At 57.5% G+C, this 24557-nt stretch carries 25 protein-coding genes; 13 read left to right on the forward strand and 12 right to left on the reverse strand.

From position 1 onward, the window contains the following. Positions 1-55 precede the first annotated feature (55 nt). Positions 56-313: a type II toxin-antitoxin system ParD family antitoxin gene (locus O3306_RS20130; RefSeq protein ID WP_080458912.1), complete on the forward strand. Its 258-nt coding sequence runs from the start codon at positions 56-58 to the stop codon at positions 311-313. Beyond that, on the forward strand, positions 310-645 hold the full coding sequence (locus O3306_RS20135; protein ID WP_272010668.1) for a type II toxin-antitoxin system RelE/ParE family toxin: 336 nt from the start codon (positions 310-312) through the stop codon (positions 643-645). The genes O3306_RS20130 and O3306_RS20135 overlap by 4 nt, the downstream gene beginning before the upstream one ends. On the opposite strand, the gene O3306_RS20140 is transcribed toward O3306_RS20135, so the two are convergent. Beyond that, a complete protein-coding gene (locus tag O3306_RS20140; RefSeq protein WP_272010670.1) occupies positions 640-1767 on the reverse strand; it encodes a tyrosine-type recombinase/integrase in 1128 nt (375 codons plus the stop codon). The two genes, O3306_RS20135 and O3306_RS20140, sit on opposite strands and share 6 nt — an antisense overlap. 125 nt (positions 1768-1892) lie before the next feature. Between O3306_RS20140 and O3306_RS20145 the strand changes: the two genes are divergently transcribed. Together O3306_RS20145 and scpB are read left to right on the forward strand one after the other, a co-directional pair. After that, positions 1893-2777, forward strand: a complete 885-nt coding sequence (locus tag O3306_RS20145; protein WP_272010672.1) for a DUF1403 family protein — start codon at positions 1893-1895, stop codon at positions 2775-2777. 2 nt (positions 2778-2779) lie between these two features. After that, the gene (gene scpB, locus O3306_RS20150) at positions 2780-3376 is read left to right on the forward strand and encodes an SMC-Scp complex subunit ScpB (RefSeq protein WP_272010674.1); all 597 of its coding nucleotides are present in this window, start codon (positions 2780-2782) and stop codon (positions 3374-3376) included. A 54-nt stretch (positions 3377-3430) separates the two neighbouring features. Here the strand turns inward: scpB and O3306_RS20155 are convergent, their stop codons facing one another. The 7 genes from O3306_RS20155 to O3306_RS20185 form a co-directional block, all read right to left on the reverse strand. Further along, positions 3431-4132: a competence protein CoiA gene (locus O3306_RS20155; RefSeq protein WP_272010676.1), complete on the reverse strand. Its 702-nt coding sequence runs from the start codon at positions 4130-4132 to the stop codon at positions 3431-3433. Positions 4133-4205: 73 nt separating this feature from the next. After that, the gene (locus O3306_RS20160) at positions 4206-4577 is read right to left on the reverse strand and encodes a DUF6527 family protein (RefSeq protein ID WP_272010678.1); all 372 of its coding nucleotides are present in this window, start codon (positions 4575-4577) and stop codon (positions 4206-4208) included. A gap of 1 nt (position 4578) precedes the next feature. Then, positions 4579-5973 (reverse strand): ThiF family adenylyltransferase, encoded by a 1395-nt coding sequence (locus tag O3306_RS20165; RefSeq protein WP_272010681.1) that lies wholly within the window; start codon positions 5971-5973, stop codon positions 4579-4581. Next, positions 5970-6821 carry a multiubiquitin domain-containing protein gene (locus tag O3306_RS20170; protein ID WP_272010683.1) on the reverse strand — a complete coding sequence of 284 codons (852 nt, stop codon included), beginning with the start codon at positions 6819-6821 and terminating at the stop codon, positions 5970-5972. Before O3306_RS20170 ends, O3306_RS20165 begins: the two co-directional genes overlap by 4 nt. Before the next feature lie 69 nt (positions 6822-6890). Next, positions 6891-10277: an ATP-dependent helicase gene (locus O3306_RS20175; protein WP_272010713.1), complete on the reverse strand. Its 3387-nt coding sequence runs from the start codon at positions 10275-10277 to the stop codon at positions 6891-6893. Further along, positions 10261-10809, reverse strand: a complete 549-nt coding sequence (locus O3306_RS20180; protein ID WP_272010685.1) for a hypothetical protein — start codon at positions 10807-10809, stop codon at positions 10261-10263. The genes O3306_RS20175 and O3306_RS20180 overlap by 17 nt, the downstream gene beginning before the upstream one ends. After that, positions 10799-11605, reverse strand: a complete 807-nt coding sequence (locus O3306_RS20185; RefSeq protein ID WP_272010687.1) for an RNA polymerase sigma factor — start codon at positions 11603-11605, stop codon at positions 10799-10801. The genes O3306_RS20180 and O3306_RS20185 overlap by 11 nt, the downstream gene beginning before the upstream one ends. A gap of 131 nt (positions 11606-11736) precedes the next feature. On the opposite strand from O3306_RS20185, the gene O3306_RS20190 reads away from it, so the two are divergent. Continuing rightward, entirely contained in the window at positions 11737-12333 is a 597-nt protein-coding gene (locus O3306_RS20190) for a DUF6088 family protein (protein ID WP_272010689.1), read from the forward strand. Further along, positions 12330-13355, forward strand: a complete 1026-nt coding sequence (locus O3306_RS20195) for a nucleotidyl transferase AbiEii/AbiGii toxin family protein (protein WP_272010691.1) — start codon at positions 12330-12332, stop codon at positions 13353-13355. The genes O3306_RS20190 and O3306_RS20195 overlap by 4 nt, the downstream gene beginning before the upstream one ends. A gap of 426 nt (positions 13356-13781) precedes the next feature. On the opposite strand, the gene O3306_RS20200 is transcribed toward O3306_RS20195, so the two are convergent. From O3306_RS20200 to O3306_RS20215, 4 genes are all read right to left on the reverse strand, one after another. Continuing rightward, on the reverse strand, positions 13782-14492 hold the full coding sequence (locus O3306_RS20200; protein WP_272010693.1) for an IS6 family transposase: 711 nt from the start codon (positions 14490-14492) through the stop codon (positions 13782-13784). Positions 14493-14573: 81 nt separating this feature from the next. Beyond that, a complete protein-coding gene (locus O3306_RS20205) occupies positions 14574-15833 on the reverse strand; it encodes a TRAP transporter large permease (RefSeq protein ID WP_272010695.1) in 1260 nt (419 codons plus the stop codon). After that, the gene (locus O3306_RS20210) at positions 15830-16321 is read right to left on the reverse strand and encodes a TRAP transporter small permease (RefSeq protein WP_272010697.1); all 492 of its coding nucleotides are present in this window, start codon (positions 16319-16321) and stop codon (positions 15830-15832) included. The genes O3306_RS20205 and O3306_RS20210 overlap by 4 nt, the downstream gene beginning before the upstream one ends. Continuing rightward, a complete protein-coding gene (locus tag O3306_RS20215) occupies positions 16314-17378 on the reverse strand; it encodes a TRAP transporter substrate-binding protein (RefSeq protein ID WP_272010699.1) in 1065 nt (354 codons plus the stop codon). The genes O3306_RS20210 and O3306_RS20215 overlap by 8 nt, the downstream gene beginning before the upstream one ends. 266 nt (positions 17379-17644) lie before the next feature. Here O3306_RS20215 and O3306_RS20220 point away from each other — a divergent pair, with 266 nt between their 5' ends. The 7 genes from O3306_RS20220 (at position 17645) to O3306_RS20250 (ending at position 24425) form a co-directional block, all read left to right on the forward strand. Further along, on the forward strand, positions 17645-18109 hold the full coding sequence (locus tag O3306_RS20220) for a nuclear transport factor 2 family protein (protein ID WP_272010701.1): 465 nt from the start codon (positions 17645-17647) through the stop codon (positions 18107-18109). A 12-nt stretch (positions 18110-18121) separates the two neighbouring features. Next, the gene (locus O3306_RS20225) at positions 18122-18748 is read left to right on the forward strand and encodes a pyridoxamine 5'-phosphate oxidase family protein (protein ID WP_272010703.1); all 627 of its coding nucleotides are present in this window, start codon (positions 18122-18124) and stop codon (positions 18746-18748) included. A 67-nt stretch (positions 18749-18815) separates the two neighbouring features. Beyond that, entirely contained in the window at positions 18816-19826 is a 1011-nt protein-coding gene (locus O3306_RS20230) for an AraC family transcriptional regulator (protein ID WP_272010705.1), read from the forward strand. Positions 19827-20332: 506 nt separating this feature from the next. Beyond that, positions 20333-21199 carry a cysteine hydrolase gene (locus O3306_RS20235; RefSeq protein WP_272010707.1) on the forward strand — a complete coding sequence of 289 codons (867 nt, stop codon included), beginning with the start codon at positions 20333-20335 and terminating at the stop codon, positions 21197-21199. A gap of 136 nt (positions 21200-21335) precedes the next feature. Further along, complete coding sequence (locus O3306_RS20240) at positions 21336-21821, forward strand: YHS domain-containing (seleno)protein (protein WP_272010709.1); 486 nt, start codon at positions 21336-21338, stop codon at positions 21819-21821. A gap of 166 nt (positions 21822-21987) precedes the next feature. Continuing rightward, positions 21988-23202 carry an NAD(P)H-dependent oxidoreductase gene (locus O3306_RS20245; RefSeq protein ID WP_272010714.1) on the forward strand — a complete coding sequence of 405 codons (1215 nt, stop codon included), beginning with the start codon at positions 21988-21990 and terminating at the stop codon, positions 23200-23202. Between the two features lie 245 nt (positions 23203-23447). After that, the gene (locus tag O3306_RS20250) at positions 23448-24425 is read left to right on the forward strand and encodes an IS5 family transposase (protein WP_272010711.1); all 978 of its coding nucleotides are present in this window, start codon (positions 23448-23450) and stop codon (positions 24423-24425) included. Positions 24426-24557 lie beyond the last annotated feature (132 nt).

Below are 24557 nucleotides of genomic sequence, written 5' to 3' on the forward strand. Positions count from 1 at the left end.
TCCCATTGATCAAAAACCTGCATTGGCATATATTGCCAGCGAGGAGAATTTTGCCATGGTGACACGCAATGTCGTTCTGACCGAAACGCAGGACCAGTTGGTTCAGACTTTGGTGGCGTCCGGACGCTATCAGAATGTGAGTGAAGCAATGCGCGCCGGGCTGCGGTTGCTCGAACAGGAAGAAGCCCAGATCGCAGGACTCCGGCAAGGTCTGCTCGAGGGATTGGCGCAGGCGAAGGCGGGCCAGCTTGCCGAGGGTAGCGGAGAAGACGCGATCCGGCGGGCCTTTCGAAAAGCACGCGCGGCTTCATGAGCCGATCCTTTCGGCTGACGCACCGCGCCGAGGCCAAGCTGGTCGAGATTGCAGAGTGGACGATCGCGACATTCGGGCCCAGGCAGGCCGAGCTCTATGAAACAGAACTGCTCGATCGCTGTCAGGCGATCCTGAACGGGCAAGCGCATAGCCGGAGCTGTGCGATCCTGGTCGATGATGCCGAGGACTTGCGGTATGCGAGGGCAGGGGAGCATTTCCTGGTGTTTCTGGATCGGCCGGACCAGGTGATCATCGTCGATATCCTGCATTCGCAAAGCGATCTTCCACGCCATGCCGCCGCGCTGACGGCCCTCAGGAATGACGCGTTATAGCCCTGCGGCTTTGGTGAGGTTCACGCGGAACCGGTCGCGGCGGCGCTGATAGCGCCGGGTCATCTCGGCGCTGGCATGGCCGAGCTGCTTCTGGATGTAGCGTTCGTCAACCTCGGCGCCACTGGCAAGGCCGGCGCGCAGGGAATGGCCGGAGAAGAGCGCAAGGCGATCCTTCTCTGGCAGGTCGGCGCGGATACCAGCGGCCAGCACGGTCTGCTTGATCAGCCGCGCGACATGCTTATCGCTCAGGCGGGTTTCCAGCGCCTTCTTGCCATCCCGTGAGGTGCGCGTGAATACGGGTCCGAAATCGATCCTGCCGAAATGCAGCCATTGCTCCAGCGCATGAACAGGGCAGGTCTGATCCTTTGAGCCCCGGCCAATCTCGACCTCGCGCCAGCCAGTCTTGGCGTTCAGGGTGAGAAGGGCGCCTTTCTCGAGGATCTCGATCCAGCCGCCGCTGTCAGGCGTGTCATCCTTTTGAACATCCAGGCTGACGATCTCCGAGCGCCGCAAACCTCCGGCGTAGCCCAAGAGCAGGATCGCCCGATCCCGCAGGCCACGCAGGTCATAGGGCAGGGTGGCCACCATCGCCAGAATGTCCTCGGCCAGGATCGCTTCCTTCTGCACCGGCGGCCGAGCGTGCTTGCGCTTGATCCCGGCGAGCACGGTGGCGATGTGGCGGTCCTTGCGATCGAGGGTGAAGCCGCGCTGTGCGTAGTTCCAGGCCAGACCCGAGAGGCGGCGCTCGATGGTGCTCACCGCCAACGGGCGGCCCGGCGACCGGGCAGGAGATCCACTATCAGGCGCCGCCAGGGATGTCAGGTAAAGACCAACCAGCTGAGGATCGGGGCAGGGGGGCTGTGCCAGCGGCTCCGCCCCTTGGCGGCGGCACCAGCGGGTGTAGTGCTTCCAGTCGGCGGCATAGGCTTTCTGTGTGTTGTCCGAGGCCGCGGCGCGGGCATAGTCGCGGGCAGCGTCCACCAGCCGATCAAGGCTGCCGGAGCCTGCGACAGAGGAGGGCAGCGTCAGAGCCTGACCCGATGCGGCGGCCCCCTCGTGGCCGTCGTTGCTGGACGACCCGTTCTGCCCCTCTGAGCGCGATTTCCCGACATTTTCCACCATATCGCCGAGCGTAATTCGTTATGTCCGATAATGCAAACTTATTGGACGTAAAAAAGAACTGTAAAGTGGGGCGGTTAGATCGCTATTATTCTGGAATAAAGCGCCGCGCAAGTGTAGGCTCGGGCATGACATTTGCCCGACCGGATCACACCAGCGACTTCGACACGCTACCCCGGATGCCCGCTTGGGTCACCTCTACACGCGCTGAAACCCTTGAAGATGTTGCGTTTTTTTCAGGCGCCGCGCTGAGCCACCTGCATGTTGTGTTGGGACGCGAGGAGGTGCCCCAAGCCTTGTTGCGGGATCGCCTCGCGCTTCGTGCGGCCGAGGCTTGTGTCGCGGTTTCTGGCCGACCAGAGCGGGCCGGAGAGTTGCGCGACATGGTGAACCTTCTGCGCCCCGGCGATCTGCCAGGACCGGCCGGTGAAACTTGCCTCACCTGGCGGCGCGCGGTGGAGCGGCCGGTATCTGTGAAAGCTCTGGGCCGGGCCTTGCCGACCCTTGAGCCGGGGCAGATAGTGGCGTGGCTCGATGCAGGGCAGGGGGCTCCGGTGACCCGCACCGTGATGGTGCTGGAGGTGGTGTTGACAATAGCGCCGCGTGCCGAAGTGGCGGCTCTGATCCTTGCGGACGCGGCCCTCGCGCAAGCGCTTGGCTGGGAACATCTCGTACCGCTTCTGGCCCCAGGCCTGAAACGCGCCGACCTGCGCAAGCGCGGCGATGACCTTCGTCTAGCCTGTCATCGGGCACTCATCACTTCGGCGATTGAGGCTGTGCGGCAGGCCGCCGACCTCGCGCGTAGGGCGACGCATCTGAAGGGGGTCGCACCCAAGCTGCGGGCCAAGGGGGCGGGCGACGCGGTCGAGATGTTCCTGACCCGCGATGCCGTGGCGCCTTCGGCGCTGCCGCTGCCGGATCGTGCTGCGCGGCGGCTCTGCGACCGGCTGGTCGACCTCGGCGCGGTGCGCGAGCTGACCGGGCGCGACACATTCCGGCTCTACGGGGTGTAAGGATGGCGAAGGATCGTTCTGAACCGGAGCTGGACCGCGAGTTGTTCGACCTGCCGCCGGAGCTGCGCTGGCGGGAATGGTTGCGTCGGATCGAGGCGGTGCTGTTTGCCTCTGCCTCGCCGGTGCCGCGCGAGGACCTGGCTCGGGTGGTGGGGCAGGGGGCATCGGTCGACCTGCTGGTCGAAGACCTCAGTGCCGATCTGGAAGGGCGGGCTTTTGAAGTTGCACAGGTCACTGGCGGCTGGATATTCCGCACGCGACCCGCCTACGCGCCCGCGATCCGGGCCGCCGCGGATGTCGGCAATCAATTGCTGGATCTGAGCGAGTTCGACGTCGCGGTCCTGGCCGCCATCGCCTATCACCAGCCGATCACCCGTGACGGGCTGAAGGACATCTTCGGCAAGGAGATCAGCCGTGACCTGATCGGTCGGCTACATGCGCGCGACCTGATCGGGACAGGGCCAAGGTCGCCTCGGCGCGGAGCGCCCTACACTTACGTGACCACAAATGCGTTCCTGGTTGCCTTCGACCTGCCTTCACTGCAGGACCTGCCGGATCGCGAGCAGATGGAGGATGCAGGCTTGTCCGCAAGTGCGTGAGAATCTACGGTCCGACAAAGATCTGTGTCAGTTGAACCCGTTGGAAACCGAACGCTAGTACCTGGTACGACGCCGACGGTACCGCACCATTTGCCGAACAGGTTTACCAAACAACACGTCCGGTATCGGAGTGCCCTTTGAAATGTTCTCTACAAGCGATCGTTTCGGATAGGCGAAACCATAGACCCAGTCGCCTTTGATCCTCCGAAGAAGCCACACCGTGTCCTCCCCAAAATCAAAGGCGACGATCACGCCGACATGGACCCATTCCTTCAGCAGCCTTGAATCGTAGACCCAGAGCTGCTCAACCAGACCGTCCTTTGTCGGATGCTTCATGCCATCTTTTTGCGCGACCGCAAATTGCTTGCGGTCGGTCTTGCGGCGCGTTCCGTCAACAATCCAAAACATAGGGTTGTGGAACTTTGTCCGCGTTCGCGCTTCTACAGGCTTGATGTATGAGTGCTGAAACTCAACCACCAGCCCCTTAGATGTCTTGATATCTGCGATGTGAAGCTCGCCATGTTCGTCGCGCGCTGCAATCTCCTGCCAATCTGTCGGGAACTGGCTCTTCCAGTCCCTATGCCACTCGGTTTCATTTTCCCACCAATTGTCGCAGTGGCGTTGACCTTTGTGCGCCCAGTGCCAGACCATCTTGGTCCCGCATCGGGCAATGAGGTCAGCGCCGCAACCATGGCATCTGCCTTTGGCGCCTGGGGTGGCTTCAACTCGTTTGCCGTCGTCTAAAGCGAACCGCATGACTATGCCTCCGATTGCTCGGACTGTAGTTCGAGCCGCACGGGTCGCTTTGTTCGCTCGCTTAGCATTTGGGTCATTCCGCCTTCTCCATTGGCGTTTGCGGCCGTCCACCTTTGCACCAGTGAACCTGACCCTTCTTGACCCAGAAGTGGCATCCACAATCGTTTTGCTGGTGCACCGACGGGTGGAGTGTGGGTCTTTGCCAGAAATCTGTTTTGATCTTCCAGCGAGGTCTGCGATCTGGGTTGAGAGACAAAGCGATCCTCTCGCCGCAGCCTCCAGGACAGGAGAGACAGGCCCATTTTTGGATCGCGCCGCTCTCTACCAGAATTAACTCGTCCGGTTCTGTTTCAGGCGTTTGCGGAAAGGTGTCTTGCCTGGCTACTAGAAAGTCATACCTCAGCACTCCAAATCGTCGAAGCAGGTTTGCCAATAGTTTTTTCATCTCATGTCACCATGTCCAGGAAGGGTGCCATGTCCCCCCGGCCCAGAGTTTCAGTTGCATCACAACACGGGCAGCTCGGGCGCGGCGAAATCTCAGGAAAACGCTCATCGCGCGCGTGAAACCGGCGCATCCGCGTCGGTGCCATTCCGTTTGCTCCGGCGAACCCGGTTATACCGGTCAGCCATTCATTGATCGCCATGGCACCCGCCTCTGTCGTGAAGGTCACAACGGCAGGGGAGGGGTCACCCTCGCCGAGCAGATAGGCTTCCTCTTTCAGTTTTTCATAAGCCTCTGGATCAGTTCGCTGCAAGGCTTCCTCGCGAGCGCGTTGCGGGTTGATGAACCCGCCGCAAAGCAGACAGGGGTGTCCGGGCACAAGGGTGGTAACCCGGGCAAACAGATCGAACGACTGAGCATCGCGACGCTGCATTGCGAGACCGACATCGATGACCGCAATGCCATAGAAACGGGCGAAGCGGTTCAGAAAAAGCCGACCGGCATGATCATCCGTGCAGCAGAAAATCACATCACAAGATTTCAACGCGTCCCATGTGCATGGCTCTCCGGCCCAGGCATCGATGGTTACCAACGACATGCCAAGATTTGCCTCCGCAACTGTCCGCGCGTGAATGTCGGCCTTGGCTCGATGAGCATCAACATCCTCCTGTCGTGCGCCATGGAGCCTGTTGAGATTTGTATCTTCAGCATGGTCCTTTTCCAAGAGGACCGCTTCGCGCACGCCAAGACGCATCAGCAAGGGCAACACTGCGCTTCCCGTAGCACCCCCTCCGGAAATGCCGCAGCGAAACTGCGTGATCATTGCATTGGCCTGATCGCCGAAGAGTCGGGTTTGACGGTCTAGGAAGCCCAGATTGCTGCCGTTCTCCGCGGTGAGGGTCAGGCGCGGTCCTGTGTGAAGAATACGCGTGATGGCCGCTGGCTTTTCGGCCGAGCGCCAAATCCTCACGGCAATCTCGCCGTCGCTCGCAATCAAAACGCTGATCAGTCCGAGTGCGCCCTTGATCAGGGCGGTCCGCGCAAGTTCCGCCTCATTCCGGTCATCTTGTTTGGAAAAACGGGCCCGGCCCTTTGGATGGGTATGAACGATGGCGGGAACCAGGCCATCGGACTTGGCGCGACCAAGCAATCGCATGAAGCTATCGGTTTGCCACGTCACGTGGCGCTCGGAGGCTGAGACCACGTCGTCATCATTTAGGTCGATGAAAGCATGCGAAATGAGCCGTGTGCGAGCAGTGTCCGTCCAGGGGTCTTTCTCAATCGCCGCCGTCCCAAAAAGCATGTAGGCGGAACGCTCGGCACCGGAACCCTGCGCGAGCAGGGACCGGATACCGGCTTCGTGCGGACCGGCCAGAATAATATCCAACGGGCCCTTCATGGCCGCGCCTCGGCGAGAGCGGTTTTGATCCGTGCCACCATCGTGCGCAAACCATCAATCCCGGGCCGCCAGGCGTTGTTGTGGCGCGACCAGCGCTGCCAAACACGACCTGCATAGGTGTACTGCACCGTGCAGGCTTTCGGGACCTGACCGCTCGCCAGCGTCAAATGCGGAGAGGCATAAAACATATCAGGCGCGCAATCGGGGTATCCGGCTGGCAGGAGTACAAGGATATCCGCGGCTTCGACATTGAATTTGCCTTCCGGCAGGTCGAGTGACTTCAGGATGATGCCGGTCTCACGGCCTTCCTGAACGACGTCGAACTGATAGCCGTGGTCCACCAGAAAAGTCTGATCAAAAGACGGAAGGGTGTCCCCCTCCGTCGTCTGATCGATGAGCGAGATGAACCGCTCCACACCCTTGGCATCGAGATTGATGACATCGCTGTCAGCAATCTTGCGGTCCTGCTGACCCGGAATTTCCTGCCAGAGATTGTAGTTTTCCGGGAGGTCAGCAAGCTTACGCAGTACAAATCCGCTGATGCACGCGCGCGGCCATTCAAGATCCTTGTCGTCAATCTTAAACTTGAAGACACGGTCCGTCCGCGCGACCAGCACTTTCTCAGCACCGCGACCGCGCAGATCATAGCTTTCGTCGAGGCGAATGTCTTCGAAGTCCCCATTTGGCAAAATGGCGATTGCCACATGCTCATCAACAGGATGCCCATCGGCAGCTTCGATCAACTGGCGACCGAGAACCTTTGGGTCATCGAAAACGTGTTTCTTGAAGTTGAGGCCCTCATCGGCGATGAAGACCGGGAAGCGAGGATCATTTCCTTGCGATTTCATTGTGTTCGTCCTTAAGAAGTTGGCGGACGCAAACCTCATGTCTGCGCCTTCACAAGGACAATCGCGGCGTCAGGAGAAATCCGGTAAGCCTGATCCGATTTTTTTTCGGAGCGTGCCTGAGGGCGGTTCGCTGCAGATGAAGAAATAGGCGCAGCGGGCGCAACGATCGCTGCGTTTTGGGGGGAAATGCCCTTCGAGGATCGCAATTGCAGCTTGAGCGATCTTTGTTTTCCGGTTCCCCAACTTCGTACTGCTCATGGTCAATCGGTCCTGTGTCGCGCCGGTCAGGAACACGAACTCTGCCTCGCCGTGGCCTTCAGCGGCGAGCTGAAAGGCAGCCGCATCTAACGACTCGACAGCGTTCGTGGTCTTGCGTCCTGTTTTGATGCGCCGCAGTACCCTGCCAGACCCAGCATCGACTTCCTCATGTGCAGATACGACAATCTCTGCCTCACCGAATTTCAAGGAAATTGGGGTTGGTGCGCGCCGCTTTTCGCCTGTTCGGAGCAATCGGAAAAAACTCAGCAGCTCGTCTGAGATTTGACGGTATTCGGCAGCGTATCCATGATCCACCGGACCATTTTCCATCCACGCCTTATCCATGATGGCTGCGAGTTCGGCTTCGCTTGGTTCATCGTTCAAACGAGACGTCAGCTCATCGACAACGCCCTGGACTGCGTTGTGCATACGCATAAGGGGCGACTCTGCGCGACGACCGCCAACTTGCAACACATGCGCAAAGAAAAACCGCCGTGGGCACTTTTCATAGGCCGCAAGCTGAGAAGGCGATATGCGCGCGATGCCATCAACCTCCAACTTTATTCCGTTCGCTGATACCGCACCTTCAGCCGATGCCGATTGCGGAGATTCGTTCAGAACATGACCAGATATGTCATCCACGAACTTCGATCTCTTGCTGTAGGCATAAAGTATCAGTCGCTCCTCCGCTCTGGATAAAGCGACGAAAAACAAACATTGCTGCTCCTCGTCATGCCCGGACGTGAGCGCGTCACAGCCCTTAAAGGGCGCACCCTCGATCATGCCGTCAGGAGGTGCAAGTCCGCGATTTTGCTTAGCTGACAGCGGAATGGATCGGCTGGTCAATGCCGGCAAATGAAGGACTTTGAACTCAAGGCCCTTGCTGCCGTGAATGGTCATGATCCGGACAGCGTCGAGGCTTTGTGCAGCTTCAGGCAGGTCGCGTAAGTCACGTTCATCTGACACTATGACAAGGCGTCGGATGTGATCGAGAAGATCGCGAATGGGGTACCCGGATTTTTTCGGTAATGTTGATCTCAGAAAGTTCTGAAACTGCCACAGTGCAATCGCAGGATTTGCGTTGCCTGATCTTGCTCCCTTCGCAAATTCGGCGGCCAAGCGCGTCTTGTCGAGATAGAGAGTTGTAATCACGCGCCAGGCCGATGATGTGGGTTCAAACTCCCCAAACACCTCAATCAGCCTTGAGAGGGACTTCTCACCCTCCTCGCTGATGTCGTCTAGGCCCGAAAGCGTTTGCCTCCAGTCCAAGGGCAGCGTGTTTCTAGCGGCACGAATCGCATCAACACAGGTTGAGACATCCTCAATTGCCAGTTGAAATGGGCGGAGAGACGCGACGCAGGCAAGTCCCATGGCGCGCGGATCAACCACTAGGGAAAGGACGGAAAGCGCTTGCTTGATTTCTGGTCGGTCAAAGAGGGGCCCAAGAAACAAGACCGGAATCCCCCGCGCCTCTAAACCAGCGGCGATTTCTGCCAGTCTCGCATTGCCCTTACATATTACGGCCTGATCACTGAAAGACGTGGTCTCGTTGCAGGCCTGTTTTATTCGGAAGGCGATTTCGTCTATTTCACGATCCTTGGCATCAACACCCACAAACACAGGGCTAACCCCATTAGCACCTTTAAACGCCGTGGCCTCAAAGCCCACCCCGGCAGCTGCCATGCGCGTTTGAGCGAAACCCTTGAATGTGTCGCATATTTCTTGTGATGACCTGTAATTGATATTGAGTGGGAGACTTTCGCCTCCTAAGAAATCCTCGGTCTCAAATCGATCAATGTTGTGCGAGGATGCGCCTCGAAACCGGTAAATTGATTGTTTGGCATCTCCCACCACCCACAGGTTGGTGCCGTTGGGCTTCAGCGCTTTCAACAATCGCACACTGGCCCGGTTTACGTCCTGATATTCGTCCACCAGAACATGGTCATAGAGTCGTTGAAGTTTCTCGCGAACATCCGCGTCACTTTCGACGAGCATTGTCGGTCGAGCGACCAGATCACCAAAATCTACTACGCCGCGTTCCGCCTTCAGGCCTTCATAAAGATCATAGACGGCTGAGATCTCCAGACACTTTTCTGCTGCCTCGATATCCTCCTCTGTGTCTGCGGCCTCCATCATTTGCTCGGCGAGTTTACGGTAGTGGATGTTGTCGACTACCTCATCCTTGGCCCGTGAAATGGCTGAAAGGAGAGAGCGCACGGTATCTGTCGGATCCCAAAGTTCGTTGAAATGCTTCAAACGCAGCCGTGGGAATTCATCCTCCAATAGGGCAATGGCTTCGGTCGTATCAATCATACGTGGATCCACGCGGTCATGAAACCTGCGCAGGATATCAAGGCCAAATGAGTGAAAGGTCCCAATCCAAGCGGCACCAGCTGCTTCCGGCCAAACCCGCAGGGCCCGATCGGTCATCTCTCCTGCGGCCTTGTTGGAAAATGTCAGAAGCAGAATGGATTCTGGCTGCACATCACGGTCTCGAAGCACAGACAGGCGGCCAACGAGAGTCTGGGTTTTGCCTGTCCCGGGTCCCGCCTTCAGAAGAAGCGCCTTTCCGTCATGATCCGCAGCAATCTGTTGCTCGCGGTTCAATGGTTTGGGCGGGCTTGCGATATCCGGCGCTTCCTCCAACACCGGTAACAAAAGCGCATCAAATAGCTGGACCGCAACCATGTCGTAGGGGGCGCCAAGGCGCTCCGAAATCTCCCCTGCGCCAAGGTTGTCTTCGACATGCCATGACCAGGCCAAACTGCGCGGAAAGAGGAACTCCCGCGCAAACATATCCATCTGGACTTCTTGGCGGGCACGGTTGCTGTAATCGACAACGCGGTCCGCCCCAACTGAGGCCGGATCAGACGATCGTGCCGGATCGATGTTCATGGTTGGCCGGACATCAATACCCCCGCCAAATTCATCATGACCTATCTCATGGGCAACAAGAAACGCATTTAAGAACTCAATGCCCGTATCCTCATGCAGGATGACTTTGGCTCTCGGCTGCAAGAGCGCCCGTCCACCTTTGAGCTGAGGATGGTCAGGAGCGAGCTTGCGGACTTCGTAATCCCGAGCTTCTGCCTCTTGAAGAGCAAACGAATAGGGCTGGGTTGGATCGCCTCCCTTGCTCCTACGCTCAGTATGAAGACGCGCGGCGCATCGACGAACGGCTTCAATCCGATCCATCATCTGCAAGCAACTCTTGCAATGCGCGTTGCTCCTCCTCGGTCAATCCAGCCTGGTTTGCATAATCTTCGAATTCGATGGCCGGTTGCCCCTCAGGTTTCACATCAGATTTCATCGCAACGGCCTGCTGATCGCCAATTTGCATGCCGCTAATGACATCCTGCAGTCTCACATCCAACAGTTTCGCAAGCTTATTTAGGAGAGAAATCGGCATCGAACCGATATGGACTACACTTGCTTGCAACCCCATGAGGAAACTCCGCGGCAAACCCAACGACTTTGAGAGTTCACGAACGTCGGCACCGTACAGTGCTTGCTCGACCTTCTGAACCCGCAAGACGCTGGTCGTCATAGCCTTGGTCTCAAGCGGAAGACTTGCCTCGACCGCTTCCATGTCGCTCATTGTCAGCTCGTGGAACAGATCCAGAAGTTCGTCTGCAAATTCAGGGTATTTTTTCAAATAGGTTTTCAGCACGGCAGGCGACATTTCAGGCTCAATCGTGAAGTCGCTGAGGACATCTTCTCTATTGGTCATCATTGTCCTCCAGTTTGAGTGCACGTCTGATCTTTTCTAACGCACGATCACGCCTATTTCGTACGGTTTTTTCGACGCAGCCGAGCAGCTGGGTCATTGAAGGCTCACCGTCTTTGTTTGTCTCAATGGGAATCTCTGCGAGCATCAAATCGATCACCTTTCGTTCTTCCTCGGGTAAGGCGTCAATCGCGCGACGTATGCGAAACCGGTAATCAAAATCTTCTTCTTTTGTCAGGCCTGACTTTTTGTATCGCTCAAGCGCCTCTTCGACTTCCTCGCGGATGTCCTCACTGCCATCGTGGTGCACAACGGATTCGGTGGCATTTTCCCGACCACTTACCTGCCGGAATTTGTCTATGCGGACGGAGCGAACGGCCCGGTCAAAAAACACCTCATATGCGTCAAGCTGTTCTACGTAGCCTCGCCGGTCCTCAAACATGAGCTCTGTCACACGTTCTATTGTTTTATCGCGGATCTCGGCGACGCGAAAATCCTCGACATCCTTATCGCCGCGTCGGCTGTTGGGTCGGGGACAGGCGGCTTCAATCCGATCCAACAAAATGTTGTAAAGTGCCACAAACCGGCCATCTGCATTGTCGGTCTTGGTTTGTCTCAGGTGATAGAGCAGCACTTCGGAAGGCACGTAGTCGGCGTGCCGCCGGTCTCGCATCGCAGCTTTGTCCAGGAGTTCATCAAAGGGCCAATCAAGGCTCAAGCGGATAAACGCACTAATCTCATCCCGTCGGGTATAGAGCTTTCCGCTTACTGTTCGTTTTCTGAGGGGTTCAATGCACATATCAAGTTCATAACTGTCTTAAATCAATTCGTTAAGCTGGCTTCTCCAGCACGCTCCCTTCGTTGTTTTAGGTGCTTTTACCTTGAAAGCTGTCAGAAACCAAGCTATATATCTGACACTTGGAGGCGAACATGCAAACCACATCTCAAGCGATCAAGGCCTATGCTGAAGCGCTGCCGGAGGGTGCGACCCTGTCGGCGCGGGAGTTGTTGCACCTCGGAGAGCGTGCGGCGGTCGATCAGGCGCTGTCTCGGTTGGTGCGGCGTGGGGAGCTTCTGCGTGTGAGGAGGGGATTGTTCGCCTTGCCCATGAAAACCCGCTTCGGGAGCCGGGCGCCCTCGGTTGAGGCCGTGGTTGAGCACATTGCGAAATCAACCGGTGAGCGCGTGTCGCAAAGCGGAGCGTCGGCAGCGAACTTGCTCGGCATCTCGACGCAGAACCCATCCCGTCAAGTTTTTTGGACTTCCGGGCCGAGCCGTCATCTGAAGCTCGGAGCGCAAAGCGTCGAGCTTAAACATGTGCCGAGCTGGCAGCTTCGAGCGCCCAACAGCCGTGCCGGGCACGCCTTTCGGGCGCTCGCCTATTTCGGCAAGTCCGAAGCTGCTCATGCTTTGAGGCGCATCAAAGCGACGTTGAACGAAGAGGAGCAGCGGGAGCTTCTGAGCCTTCGCGCCTCTGCGCCGACCTGGATGGCAAAGGAACTTAGCGCGCTTGCGTCATTGCAATGACCGAAAGCCAAACCTATTTTTCGCTGTCGCGTGAAGACAAGATCGACGCGCTGGAAGTGGCCGCCTCGAAATTGGGGCGGCCCGCGGACCTGTTGGAAAAGGATATCTGGGTCGTCTGGGTGCTTGACGCCTTGTTCGACAGTGATCTTGGCGAACACCTGGTGTTCAAGGGAGGAACCTCGCTGTCCAAGGCCTACAAGGCGATTGACCGGTTCTCAGAAGATGTCGACCTGACATATGACATCAGGCAGATCATTCCCGATCTTATCAAGGATCCCGACGATCCATATCCGCCAAGCCGCTCGCAAGCTCAGAAATGGACCGAAGCTGTTCGGAATCGATTGGACGAGTGGGTTGGGTCAACAGTTGCCCCCATGTTGTCGGACAAGGTTAAGGCAGCGGCGCTCCCGGCAGAAATCCGTGTAGAAGGTGACAATATCTATCTGAACTACGACGCGGTGCGCAGCGGCAGCGGATATGTTCGATCCTCGGTCTTGTTGGAATTTGGCGCCAGGTCCACAGGTGAACCGGCGCAGCGTCACGAAGTGGTTTGCGACCTCTCTGGGGCGCTACCTGAGTTGTTTACGCCCGTCGCCACGCCTCGTGTGATGATGGCCGAACGGACGTTTTGGGAAAAGGCGACGGCTATCCATGCCTATTGCTTGCGGGGCATGTTTCGCGGCGGCGACCGCTATGCGCGTCACTGGTACGATCTCGATCGTCTGCAGGCTGTGGGTATCGCGGCACGGGCGCTGGAGGATAGGACGCTTGCTCAAGATGTTGCGAAGCACAAACAGCACTTTTTCCGCGAAACCGATCGTGCGGGCGCGACGATTAGCTATGCCGATGCCGTCTCAGGGTCGCTTTGCCTGATCCCAGAGGGTGAAGCCTTGGAGGCGCTGGCCCAAGATTACCAGAAAATGCAGGAAGCGGGGCTGCTTCAGTCAGACTCCATCGCTTTCGATGACCTAATGGCTCGTCTGATGGATCTTCAAGATCAGGCCAATAAGCGAGCTGAATGAAGGAGGCGGATTTGGTGATGGGCGTGAATCCTTTATGACGTCTAACGGTAGTGTCGCAAACTTTTCTGTTTCCGGGTGGCAGCGGATATGTCAGCGTTGTCGATTGGTTGTTGAGGAGCTTGTGGCGTGATCGAGTTTAAGGGCGTGCAGGATCACGGACTTCGGATAATGCACGCCCTTAAACTCGATCACGCCAACCGCCTCTTGCCAACTCCCTGACAACGCTAGAGCGCGTTGCGTTCAATTGGTTTCATATCCTGCGGCCCTGAAGAAATTGTAGCATTCCTCGTCAGTGAAAAGATCACAGACGTGTCCTACGGCGCGCCAGAGATCGTCGTAGCTCCGGGCGGCCGCCCTTCGGATAAGAGCCTTGAGCTCATTGCCAAGTTGTTGTGGCATATTTTTGAAAGGTCATGTTGGCTGATTTCAAGCCACCATCTCTGCGGTATAGTCGGCCCAGAGGCGGAAAGCATCTGCCCTTGCATGACGGTATGAAGTTGCTGAGAGGCGGTAGCGGCGCGGTCGGAAGATGTTGTTGATCTGGTCATGTGCGGCAAGGAAGCGTTGTGCCTGTCTGGGCAACTTGAACCGGCCCATGACCTTTTCTCGTCGTCGCGTCGGCCTGTGACTGCCCTCAATTCTATTGTTTAGGCCTTTGTGAGCGCGATGATCGGCGTCCGGTGCATAATGAGCAACCGGCTTGATGTAGCTGCGTAATTTGTCGGTAATGACAACCCTTGGGTGGCCGAATTGTGAGATCAGCCTTGCCATGAAGCGCTTGGCGGCTTTGGCATTTCGGCGCGCCTGAACGAGAATATCGAGCACGTCGCCGTTGACATCTACTGCGCGCCATAGCCAATGCTTCACGCCATTGATCGGAATCACGACCTCATCGAGGTGCCACTTGTCACTTGGACGTAGCCAGTCGCGGCGGATGCAACCAGCAAAATGCGCTCCGAAACGATTGACCCAGAGACGGATTGTTTCGCGGCTTACAATCACGCCACGTTCGGCAAGCAGATCCTCGACATCCGCCGTGCTTAGCGCGAACCGATGGTACGCCCAGACCGCGTAAGCGATGATTTCACGGGGATGACGAAAGCCCTTAAGGCGTGGCATTGTGCCAGGTATTTTCATGCGCCACCCTATAGCCGGCCCAGCTGGGCTGAACAACTTGGCAATGCCGTCAAAACACAAAGCACCTCAGCGGCTTGTTTGCTATTCAATGAGAACCAGCGAAAGCCACGGCACGAATGTCACAACCATCAAGACAACCAGCATCAACAGGACAAATGGTAAAACAGACATCACGATATCCCAGATACGTTCTCCGAATGACCGGGACGCGATCAGCAGGTTCAGTCCGACAGGCGGGGTCAACAAGCCAATCTCGAGATTGACGACCATGATGATACCAAGGTGGACAGGGTTCACGCCTATTACGGCACCCACAGCCAGCATCATCGGGGCCAACAGCAAGATCGCTGACACCACGTCGATCAGGCACCCGATGATCAAGAGCGCCAGATTAAGCACCAAAAGGATCGCAAGCTTGCTGTCAAAGATGTTCAAGATCCAATCAGCAAATGCGTCCGGCAGTCCTTCACTCGCGAGGAACGACTTCAGCATCAGGGCGACGGCCACAATCGGCATCAGTGTTCCCAACATGACCACACTGGATTTCATGATCTCAAACAATCCAGCAAGCCCGAAAGATCGGTAGATCAGCACTTCTACCGCTGCGGTATAGACCACTGCAACTGCGGCCGCTTCAATAGGAGAGAACACACCTGAATATATTCCGCCCAACAGAAGTACCGGGGCCAAAATAGCGAAAAATCCGTTATGAAAAGACGCAATCAGCCGTCGGGAGGAGAACGTACGCCGCGCCATTTCCCTGTTTGTGACGACGCTGTAAACGGCGAAAATGAGCGCTAGTAGTATTCCAGGCAATACACCGGCAAGAAAAAGATCGGCGACACTTGTATCGGTCACAAGGCCATAGACGATGAGGGGGATCGACGGCGGTATCAATATGCCAAGAGTTCCGGCTGACGTCACCGATCCGATCGCAAATCGGCTGCTGTATCCCGCATCTTTCAGGGCTGGGTACATAACCGACCCAATCGCAATCAGTGTCGCGGCTGAAGATCCCGAGATCGCCGAGAAACAAGCGCAGGCGAGTATGGTGGCAACACCCAATCCTCCGGGCATCCAGTCCGTCGCAGACTTGAAGACCTCGACCAGATGGCCGGCAATGGACCCCCGCGCGATGAGATTTCCGATGATCAGGTACATCGGGATCGCCAACAGCGCATGGTTGTCCATCGCTGTCCAAAGATCCTCGACAACATATAGAACGGTTCCGTTGTCATAAACGACCTGAACATAGGCTGCTGATACAAGCAGAATGAGAACCATGTTCTGGCGCAGCGCCAGAAGAGTAAACACGATGAGAAACAGCAGCAGGGAATTCATGAGGCTTTGTCGGCCAGGGATTCTTTTGCCTTTGGGGAAATTGCGAAAACCGTATGTTTCAAGGCGCACGACGCCAGAACGTAAGGCATGACAATCTGAACTGGCCAAAGGGGTGCATTGAGCACCGGTACGCGGTCCGCGTAGACATAGGACTGCATGACGAATGCGACCGCAAAGACTGCGAATACCCCGAACAGGGCGGCTGAAATTGCATCTCCTACTCTGTCGGCCCAGACGTGCGGGATGATGTTGTCCGCGAATGTCGGCCTGAAATGCACGCCAGAGCCTGTGGCAAGCGTCAGCCCAAACATGCAGGCCACGATGCCCGACAAGACCCCCAGTTGCGGCGACCCTCGTACCGCGGTCGAAAAAACATCGACAGCGATTACATCCACTATGAGAACGAGGACAAGCGTCGAACAGGCCAATACTGCCAGGCTCGCCTCAAGCCGGCTCAAGACCCTCAAGAACCGCTGATAACTAGCCATCACAAGCTGCCTTCGCCGCCTCTATTCTGGCCAAAAACTGCACCGCACTCTCACCGAGCGATGCCGCAAATTCATCCTGAATTCCCTTCGCGGCGGTTCGCCATGCGTTTTTTTCACTCTCTGACAAACGTCTGACGGAAACGTCTGCGCCTGACAGTTGGCCGAGCATCTTTTCTTCTGTGTCCAGGATGGTTGCCGAAAGGCGAGGGCTGGAAGATGTCACGATTTCAAGCCATTTCCGCTCCTGTGGGCTCAGGCGATCATAAGTCGATTTGGAGACAGCGATCGTACCGATCAAGCGGGTGTGGTTGCTGATCGTCAGATGCGGAGCAATCTTGTGGATGCCGATGCCGACACCATATGCAGAAGGTAGAAAAGCTGCATCCACACGTCCGGTCTGTAAGGACAGGATCGTGTCCGAAATCCCTAGCGGTACCCCGGCCGCTCCCAGTCTGCGGGAAAACAGCATATCGACCGATGTTTCGGATATTCGGACTTTTTTGCCTTCAAGATCTGACGGAGCAGCGATCGGATCTCTCGAAAACACAATGACATTGCCAACTTCGAGCCAGCCCAAAGGCACCAATTGCGCGGATTCCATCGAGTGTTCGAGGATTGAACCGAGGTGATTGACTGTAACGCAGGATCCTTGCGCGGTCGTGTCAAATAGAAAGGGGGACGAAACAAGGTCGATCTCCTGCTCAATGAGCGAAAGGTAGACATTGCTGATCATGATCATGTCCAGCCGGCCCTTCATGCCTTGCCGAAGGAGTGTCTTTTCCCCGCCCAATGCAGCGTCGCCGATGACCCGGATGCGCAAAGCCCCATCCGAGGCTTTCTCGACCTCGTCGGTGACGTCCTGCACCCACACACCCCAGGGCGAAGCGCCGGGGGCCGCAGTCCCGAGCCGAAGTTCGGTTTGCGCCTGCGCCGCCACGCTCAGGAAGATCGCAGTCACGATGGATACTGGAGCGATCAGTTGCACCGCCCTTGCCCACGCAAGAATGGACAAGACGCAAGTGTTCAGTCTTAGAAAACCAAAAACGAAATACTTCATCTGATGACCCCGACACACCTTGTGGCAAGATAGCATACACATAGAAAAATCGCACCGGGGATGGCAGGTTTGGTCAAAGATTTGGCAGGACGTGCCAATACCAATTCGGTGCTGGTCCCTACATTCAGGTCAACGCCGCATTTCGAAATGCACCCGCGTTAGTCCGGCTGAAAGTGACCTCCCCGCCTCGCTGGACGCCCCGGTCGCACCGCTGCCTCCCCCTTGCGACCGGGGCCTTTTTCGCGACACCAAGGAAGGATGAGAGCATGACACGCCCGCCACTGCCCCCCTTTGACGAACCCTCGGCCTCCAAAAAGATTCGGTTGGCCGAAGATGGATGGAACAGCCGCAACCCCGAAAAGGTTGCCGCCGCCTACACACCCGACTGCCAATGGCGCAACCGAGCCGAGATATTTCAAGGCCGCGACAAGATTGTGGAGTTCTTGACCCGCAAGTGGGCGCGCGAGCTGGATTACCGGTTGATCAAGGGCCTCTGGGCCTTTCACGACAACCGGATCGCGGTGCGCTTTGCCTATGAGTACCACGACGACAGCGGCACCTGGTTTCGCGCCTATGGCAACGAAAACTGGGAGTTCGCATCGGACGGTTTGATGCAAAGACGCATCGCGTCGATCAATGAACTCCCGATCACGGAAAGCCAACGCTTACTGAGATGGACCTCTGCGTCCCGTCCCGAAGGTCACCCCGGCCTGACTGAACTCGATTTATGAAAGGCAAGAACGATGCCGAACGCTTATGCCAACATTGGATTTACGCCCAATGTGCGTAAAGAACAAAAACGTTTCGGGTCCGCTGACGCGTATGCACGGGTCTTGTCGCCAGATCGTCACGATGGCGACGAACTGACCGCCCGCGAGGCCGAATTCCTGACCGAACGAGACGGCATCTATCAGGCGACGGTGTCCGAAACGGGCTGGCCTTACGTCCAGTTCAGGGGTGGTGCCCCCGGCTTTATCAAGATCATCGACCACAGGACGATCGGGTATGCGGACTTTCGAGGCAACCAGCAATATATCAGCGTGGGAAACCTGCGCCATGATGACCGGGTGTCAATCATCGCGCTGGATTACCAGTGCCGCAAACGCCTGAAGCTCTGGGGCCACGCGCAGATCGTGGAAGACCCTGATGTCATCGGTCTTCTGCATGATGGAACAGGTCTCAGGGTGGAGCGTGGCATCGTGATCCGTGTTGCGGCCTTTGACTGGAACTGTCCTCAGCATATTCCTATCCGCCTTACCGATGCCGAACGGGACAACGAAATCACGCAATTGCGCTCACGCATCAAGATGATGGAAAGTCGATTGAATGAAACCGCCGCGGACACACAGGAAGCGGGGCTCCCGGAATAGACGCTCAATCCAACGCGCTCCTGGATTGGGTGGTTCAGCGGGTCAAGTTGGTATATCGTTCTGGCCCATGCCAAGCGTGACAAATGCATTTGCGCGCACGATGGCCAAGGCGGCCGGGATGACGCTGACAGACGACGGTGCGTTGATCTCCGACGGTGCCGTTGTGCATCGTATGCGGCCCCTCGAAAGCGGCAGGCTTCAGGACACCGACTATTTCAATCTGATCGAATGGATCCGCACCAATCACCGAGACGAAATTGCGCTCATCAGGGCCTATGCAGAGCTGATTCAGACCGACGACCTTGGCGTGCTCGGTCTGGCCATCAAGACGGCTCCGACCCTGCGCTCGTCGCTGCAACGGGTCGAGCGCTATTACCGACTGGTCACCGACACGGCGGTTTTCCATCTGGACGAGACAGGCGACCCCGCTTTTCTCACTATCAAAGGTCAAACTGCGGAGCATCCCGTTCTGACCTTCCGCAACGAAACCGCTTTGGCTGGATTTGCCGTGAACATGAAGCGGATCGTCGGGGGTGAACTCACCTTCGAATTTGTCTCTTTTCGCCATGCCTGCCGAAGCGATACGGATCGCTATGCCGAGCATTTCGGCTGTCCGGTCAGGTTCGACGCTGATCGTGACGCAATCGCCTTCGATCCTGCCACGCTCTCTCTGCCGAACCACCTGGGCGACCCGGCGGTCTCGGATTTCCTGACAGCACATCTGGAGACCGAAATCACTTCGTTTGCGGACACGCCTTCGCTTGCAAACACGCTGGTCCGCCGCCTGACTCCCGCGCTCAGCAACGGGCTGCCGCAGGCAGCACAGATCGCGCGCGATTTCGGGCTGAGCGAACGCACACTCTATCGCCGCCTTGCCGATGAGGGGCTGACCTTTCGCGATGTGCTGGGACAGGCGCAATCCGCGCTTGCGCAGGAACTGCTGCGCGACAGCGACGCCTCGATTGCCGAGATCGCCTTTCTGACCGGCTTTTCCGAACAAAGCACCTTCAGCCGCGCTTTCAAGCGTTGGGTTGGACAAGCCCCGGCACAGTTCAGACAGCACTCCTCCAAAGCCTGATCAACACCTGACAAACCGTGGCAGGTTCGGCCATGACCTTGGCAGACACGGCCAATACCTGCAGCGGTTTGGTGACTAACTTCTTTCCTGACATCAACGGAGAGTGCTGGCGTTACGTCCACCGGACAGTCCGCATTTTCCCCAACAGGAAAGGCGTTTCGCATGAACATTGACACAACTGCAGCTCACAGACAGGCGTCGCATCAAGACGCTGTCAGTCCCCCCAGGCTCCGCAGAACCTGGGCGTTCAAACTCGGCGATATGACGCAAATGATCATAACGACCATCGTCGCGGCCCTCGCGACTGGCTTGCTGTTGCTGCCGGTCACGATGCCCGGAACTGCACTTCACTCAGTGCGGGCAAGTTTGCCCGCTCCGGAGGCCCCGACGGCCTTGATCAAAGGCCCAGCGTCATTCCGGGCTTGAGGACTCACACATCCAATTAACCATCCCATCGGCGCGCCAAGACAGGCGTTCCGCCAACACACAAGCAAAGGAGCTTTGCCATGAAAAATCACGATCACCCCCACACGGTCGCCTGCGGCTGCGATGTGACCCCCGAACGGGTCGACATGGCGCGCCGTCGCCTGATGGCCGGCGCTGCCGGTGCGGCCGCAGCCGGTGCTGCGGCCATCACCGGCACAACCGCCACAGCCGCCACCGATGAGGCACGCGCGTATTACGCAGATCCCGAAACCCCCGGCCTGCCGCAGATCGACATGGATATCGTCCCCGGGCGCACCGCCCTTGTGGTAACAGACCCCCAGATCGACTTCCTGTCCGAGGACGGCGTGACCTGGGGTGTCGTCGGCGAAAGCGTGACCGAACAGGGCACTGTGGACAACATCGAAAAGCTGTTTATCGCCGCCAAGGCCGCCGGCATGCCGGTGTTTATCTCGCCCCACTACTACTACCCGCACGACCACGGCTGGCAGTTCGAAGGCACGCTGGAAGCGACCATGCACGCCATCGGCATGTTCGACCGCCTTGGGCCCCTCAACCTCGACAACTTCGAAGGCTCCGGCGCCGACTGGATGCCGCAGTACAAGAAGTACATCGAAGACGGCAAAACCGTCGTCTGCTCGCCGCACAAGGTCTACAGCCCGGCGCAGAACGACCTAAACCTGCAGATGCGCAAGCGTGGTATCGACAAGGTGATCCTTGCGGGCATGTCCGCCAACTTGTGCACCCAGGCGCACCTCTATGAACTGCTCGAGCTTGGCTACGAAGTCGCCGTGGTCCGTGACGCAACTGCCGGTGCAAAGGTGCCCGAAGGCGACGGATACCTCGCTGCCATCATCAACTTCCGCATGGTCGCCAATGGCGTCTGGTGGACGGATGAGGCCGTCGAGCGGATCGGCAACTCGGCCTGACGCCGCATTCTCCGGAAGAAACCGCAATGACCTTCGGACGCATTTTTCCCGGTGTAGCGACCGCATGGTCGCTGCTCCTCACCCCGGCTGTTCCACGGCTGGAAACCAACCCCCAAGAAACCCGAAAGGAAAAACCATGACCTACAAACAGATACTCCCCACCATGGCGACCGCGTTGTCGCTTGTGCTTGCCACAGCCGCGTTTGCCGCGGACGAATACAACGTTGCCAACGGCCTGACGCTGAACGGCAATCCGCTCGGTATGCATGGCAATGACCCTGTCTCCATGTTCCAAGGCGCAAACCCGGCGCAGGGAGACGCGGCCTTTACCTCATCCTACGACGGCATCGACTACTACTTCACCACAGCCGAAGCGCAGTCCATGTTCGACGCCGATCCCGCAGCCTACCTGCCGCAATTCGGAGGCTTCTGCGCCTTTGGTGTCTTCGCCGGCAAGAAGCTGGATGGTGACGTGCGCTATGCGGATATTGTCGACGGCAAGCTCTATCTCTTCGTCAACGCGGCGATCCTTGCGAAGTACCGCGAAGACCCGACAGCGGTTATCGCCGGGGCCAACGAAAAATGGCCCGGTATCCTGAATACCCCGGTGAGCGATCTCTGATCCAGGCAACCAAGAAACTATGGCGGCTCGCGCATTTGCCCGGGTCGCCCGCCTCTTACATGGCAACCGGCGCGAGAAACATCGCCCCCAACCAAAGGAGAAAACCATGACGACCCTGCTTCGCATTGACGCCAGCGCTCAACAGCAAGACCGTTCCCTGACGCGCATGCTGACAACGCTGTTCACAACCGAATTTCTGCACGCCAATCCGGACGCAAAGGTGATTGTCCGCGATATCGGGCAGGACCCGGTTCCGGCGATTGATCACCGCTTTATCCACGCAGCCTTTACCCCGCCCGAAGAACGCGAAGACTGGATGACCGACCGGCTGGCACTTTCCGATGCGCTGATCGACGAGGTGGTGGCTGCGGATATCATCGTAATGGGCGCTCCGATGTACAATTACGGGATGCCTGCCGCGTTGAAAGGTTGGATTGATCACATTGCAAGGATTGGCAGGACCTTCTCGTTTGATCTGGCGCGCGGCGATTTCCCGATCGAACCGATCCTGAAGGGCAAGCACCTGGTCGTGCTATCGTCACGTGGCGAGTTCGGATTTCAACCCGGCGGGCCACGGGCGCACTTGAACGCACTGGACCCCGCAATTGCCGCCTGCGCCCATTACTTCGGCGTCGACACTGCGAACATCCAGACGATCGCCATTGAATATCAGGAATTCAAGGACGCACGGCATGACCGTTCGGTCACCGCCGCTAAAGACGCGACGCGCGCACTGGCACAGCAGTTTGCCAGGTCTGCCAAACAAACGATTTCTCACCTGACTGACCAATCCAGAAACAAGGACAAAACAATGAAAGATTTTCCGACGCATACGCTCGATTCCGCTCCCGCAGACGCGAAACCGATCCTGCAGGCCGCCCTGAAAGGGTACGGCTTTATGCCAAACCTATACGCCACCATGGCGGAAGCACCGACCATCCTTGAGGGCTACACAACTCTGTCGGCCATTTTCAGCAAAACGGATCTGTCGGAGACTGAGCGTCAGATCATCCTGATGACCAACAACCGACTGAACGGCTGCAAATACTGCATGGCTGCACATACCACGCTGTCGCAAATGGGCGGGGTGCCGGACGATGTCATCACGGCGCTGCGCAATGATACCCCCATCGCGGACCGCAAGCTGGAAGCCCTGCGCCAGTTTGCGGTTGTAATCAACGAAAGCCGTGGGTGGCCCACAGACGCGCAGATCGAACATTTTCTGCAGGCCGGGTACACCCGACAAACCGTGCTAGAGGTTATTCTTGGCACGGCGCTGAAAACCCTGTCGAACTACACCAACCATATTGCTGAAACGGATCTGGACCCGGCATTCGTGGCCAATGCGTGGCCCGCGTCCTCTGCGCAGGCAGCGGAATAACCTTCCGCGACGAACCTGAAATCAAAGAAAGGAAACGGGGCAACGGCACCGACACAATGTCGCTGTTGCCCCGACTTTTTGACGGGACCGGCGAAAAAGACTGCCTTTTGAATGATGGTTTCACACGATTTCGGACCTTCGTGCATGTTGCAGCATTAGGCAGTTTGGGCTCTCCGGTAGGCCTTGTTGCAGGGATCGTCCCACCGCTGATATCGATGCGGTCAGTACCCTTCAGGATGTTGTAGATGCCGCACAAATTCAATGCCGCTCGTCGTGACAAGATCCCCAAGCAAATACATCGGGTGACCAACTGGACTGAGTACAACGAGGCTCTGCGGTGGCGCGGTGACCTGACGGTTTGGATCAGCGAAGAGGCACTTGCCCTGTGGTCGGCACCGCGCCGAACCACGCGCGGCGGTCAGCCGCACTACTCTGATTTGGCGATTGAGATGTGCCTGACGCTGGGCCTGGTCTTCAAGCAGCCGCTGCGCCAAACCCAAGGCTTGATGCGCTCCATTGCGAGGCTGCTGGAGGTTGAGATCGCAGTGCCTGACTTTTCCACCCTGTCGCGCCGGGGCAATGGGCTGACGTTGCGCACAAAGCCGGCACCCAGGAGCGACAAACCAGTGCAACTGATTGTGGACAGCACCGGTCTGAAGATCTTTGGCGAGGGCGAATGGCTTAAGAAAAAACATAAAACAAAGCGCAAACGGCGCTCTTGGCGGAAGCTCCACCTCGGTCTCGATCTTGTCAGCGGCGAGATCGTCTGCTCTGATCTCACCAAGGATGACGTCGGTGATCCAACGGCGCTGCCAGATCTCCTGGATCAAGTCGCCGGGCCAGTCTCTCACTTTCTGGCAGACGGCGCTTACGACGGAGACCCAACATCTGATTTGCTTGCCGCTACGTTCGGATCGCTGATCGAGGTGACGATCCCACCTCCCAAAAACGCGATCCTGAACCCTGAAGCGGCCGAAGATCCGACGGCACGTGACTGCCACATCGCCGAGATCTCAGCCCGTGGGCGAATGGCCTGGCAGAAGGCCACTGGCTACAATCAACGCAGCCGAGGTGAAACTCTCATGGGCCGCTGGAAGGCAGTCATTGGGCCCAAGCTAAAGGCGCGCAACTTCAAAAATCAGAAAACAGAAGCCAAGATTGGCGTCCGAGTTCTCAATCGAATGACCGGACTTGGCCGCCCAAGTTTTGAACGCACCGCCTGAAATCCGTTTCGGGTAGGGCGCGTTCCGAGCGGATTATGATCTGTGCAACACGGCCGCCTGGAGGGCTTTTTTTATGTGTCAAACCGAGACTGCGGAGGGTGCGCCAGACCGACACGCGATGGATCGTCATTT

Origin of the sequence: Roseovarius sp. ZX-A-9, assembly GCF_028369135.1 — a bacterium.
Classification (GTDB): Bacteria; Pseudomonadota; Alphaproteobacteria; order Rhodobacterales; family Rhodobacteraceae; genus Roseovarius.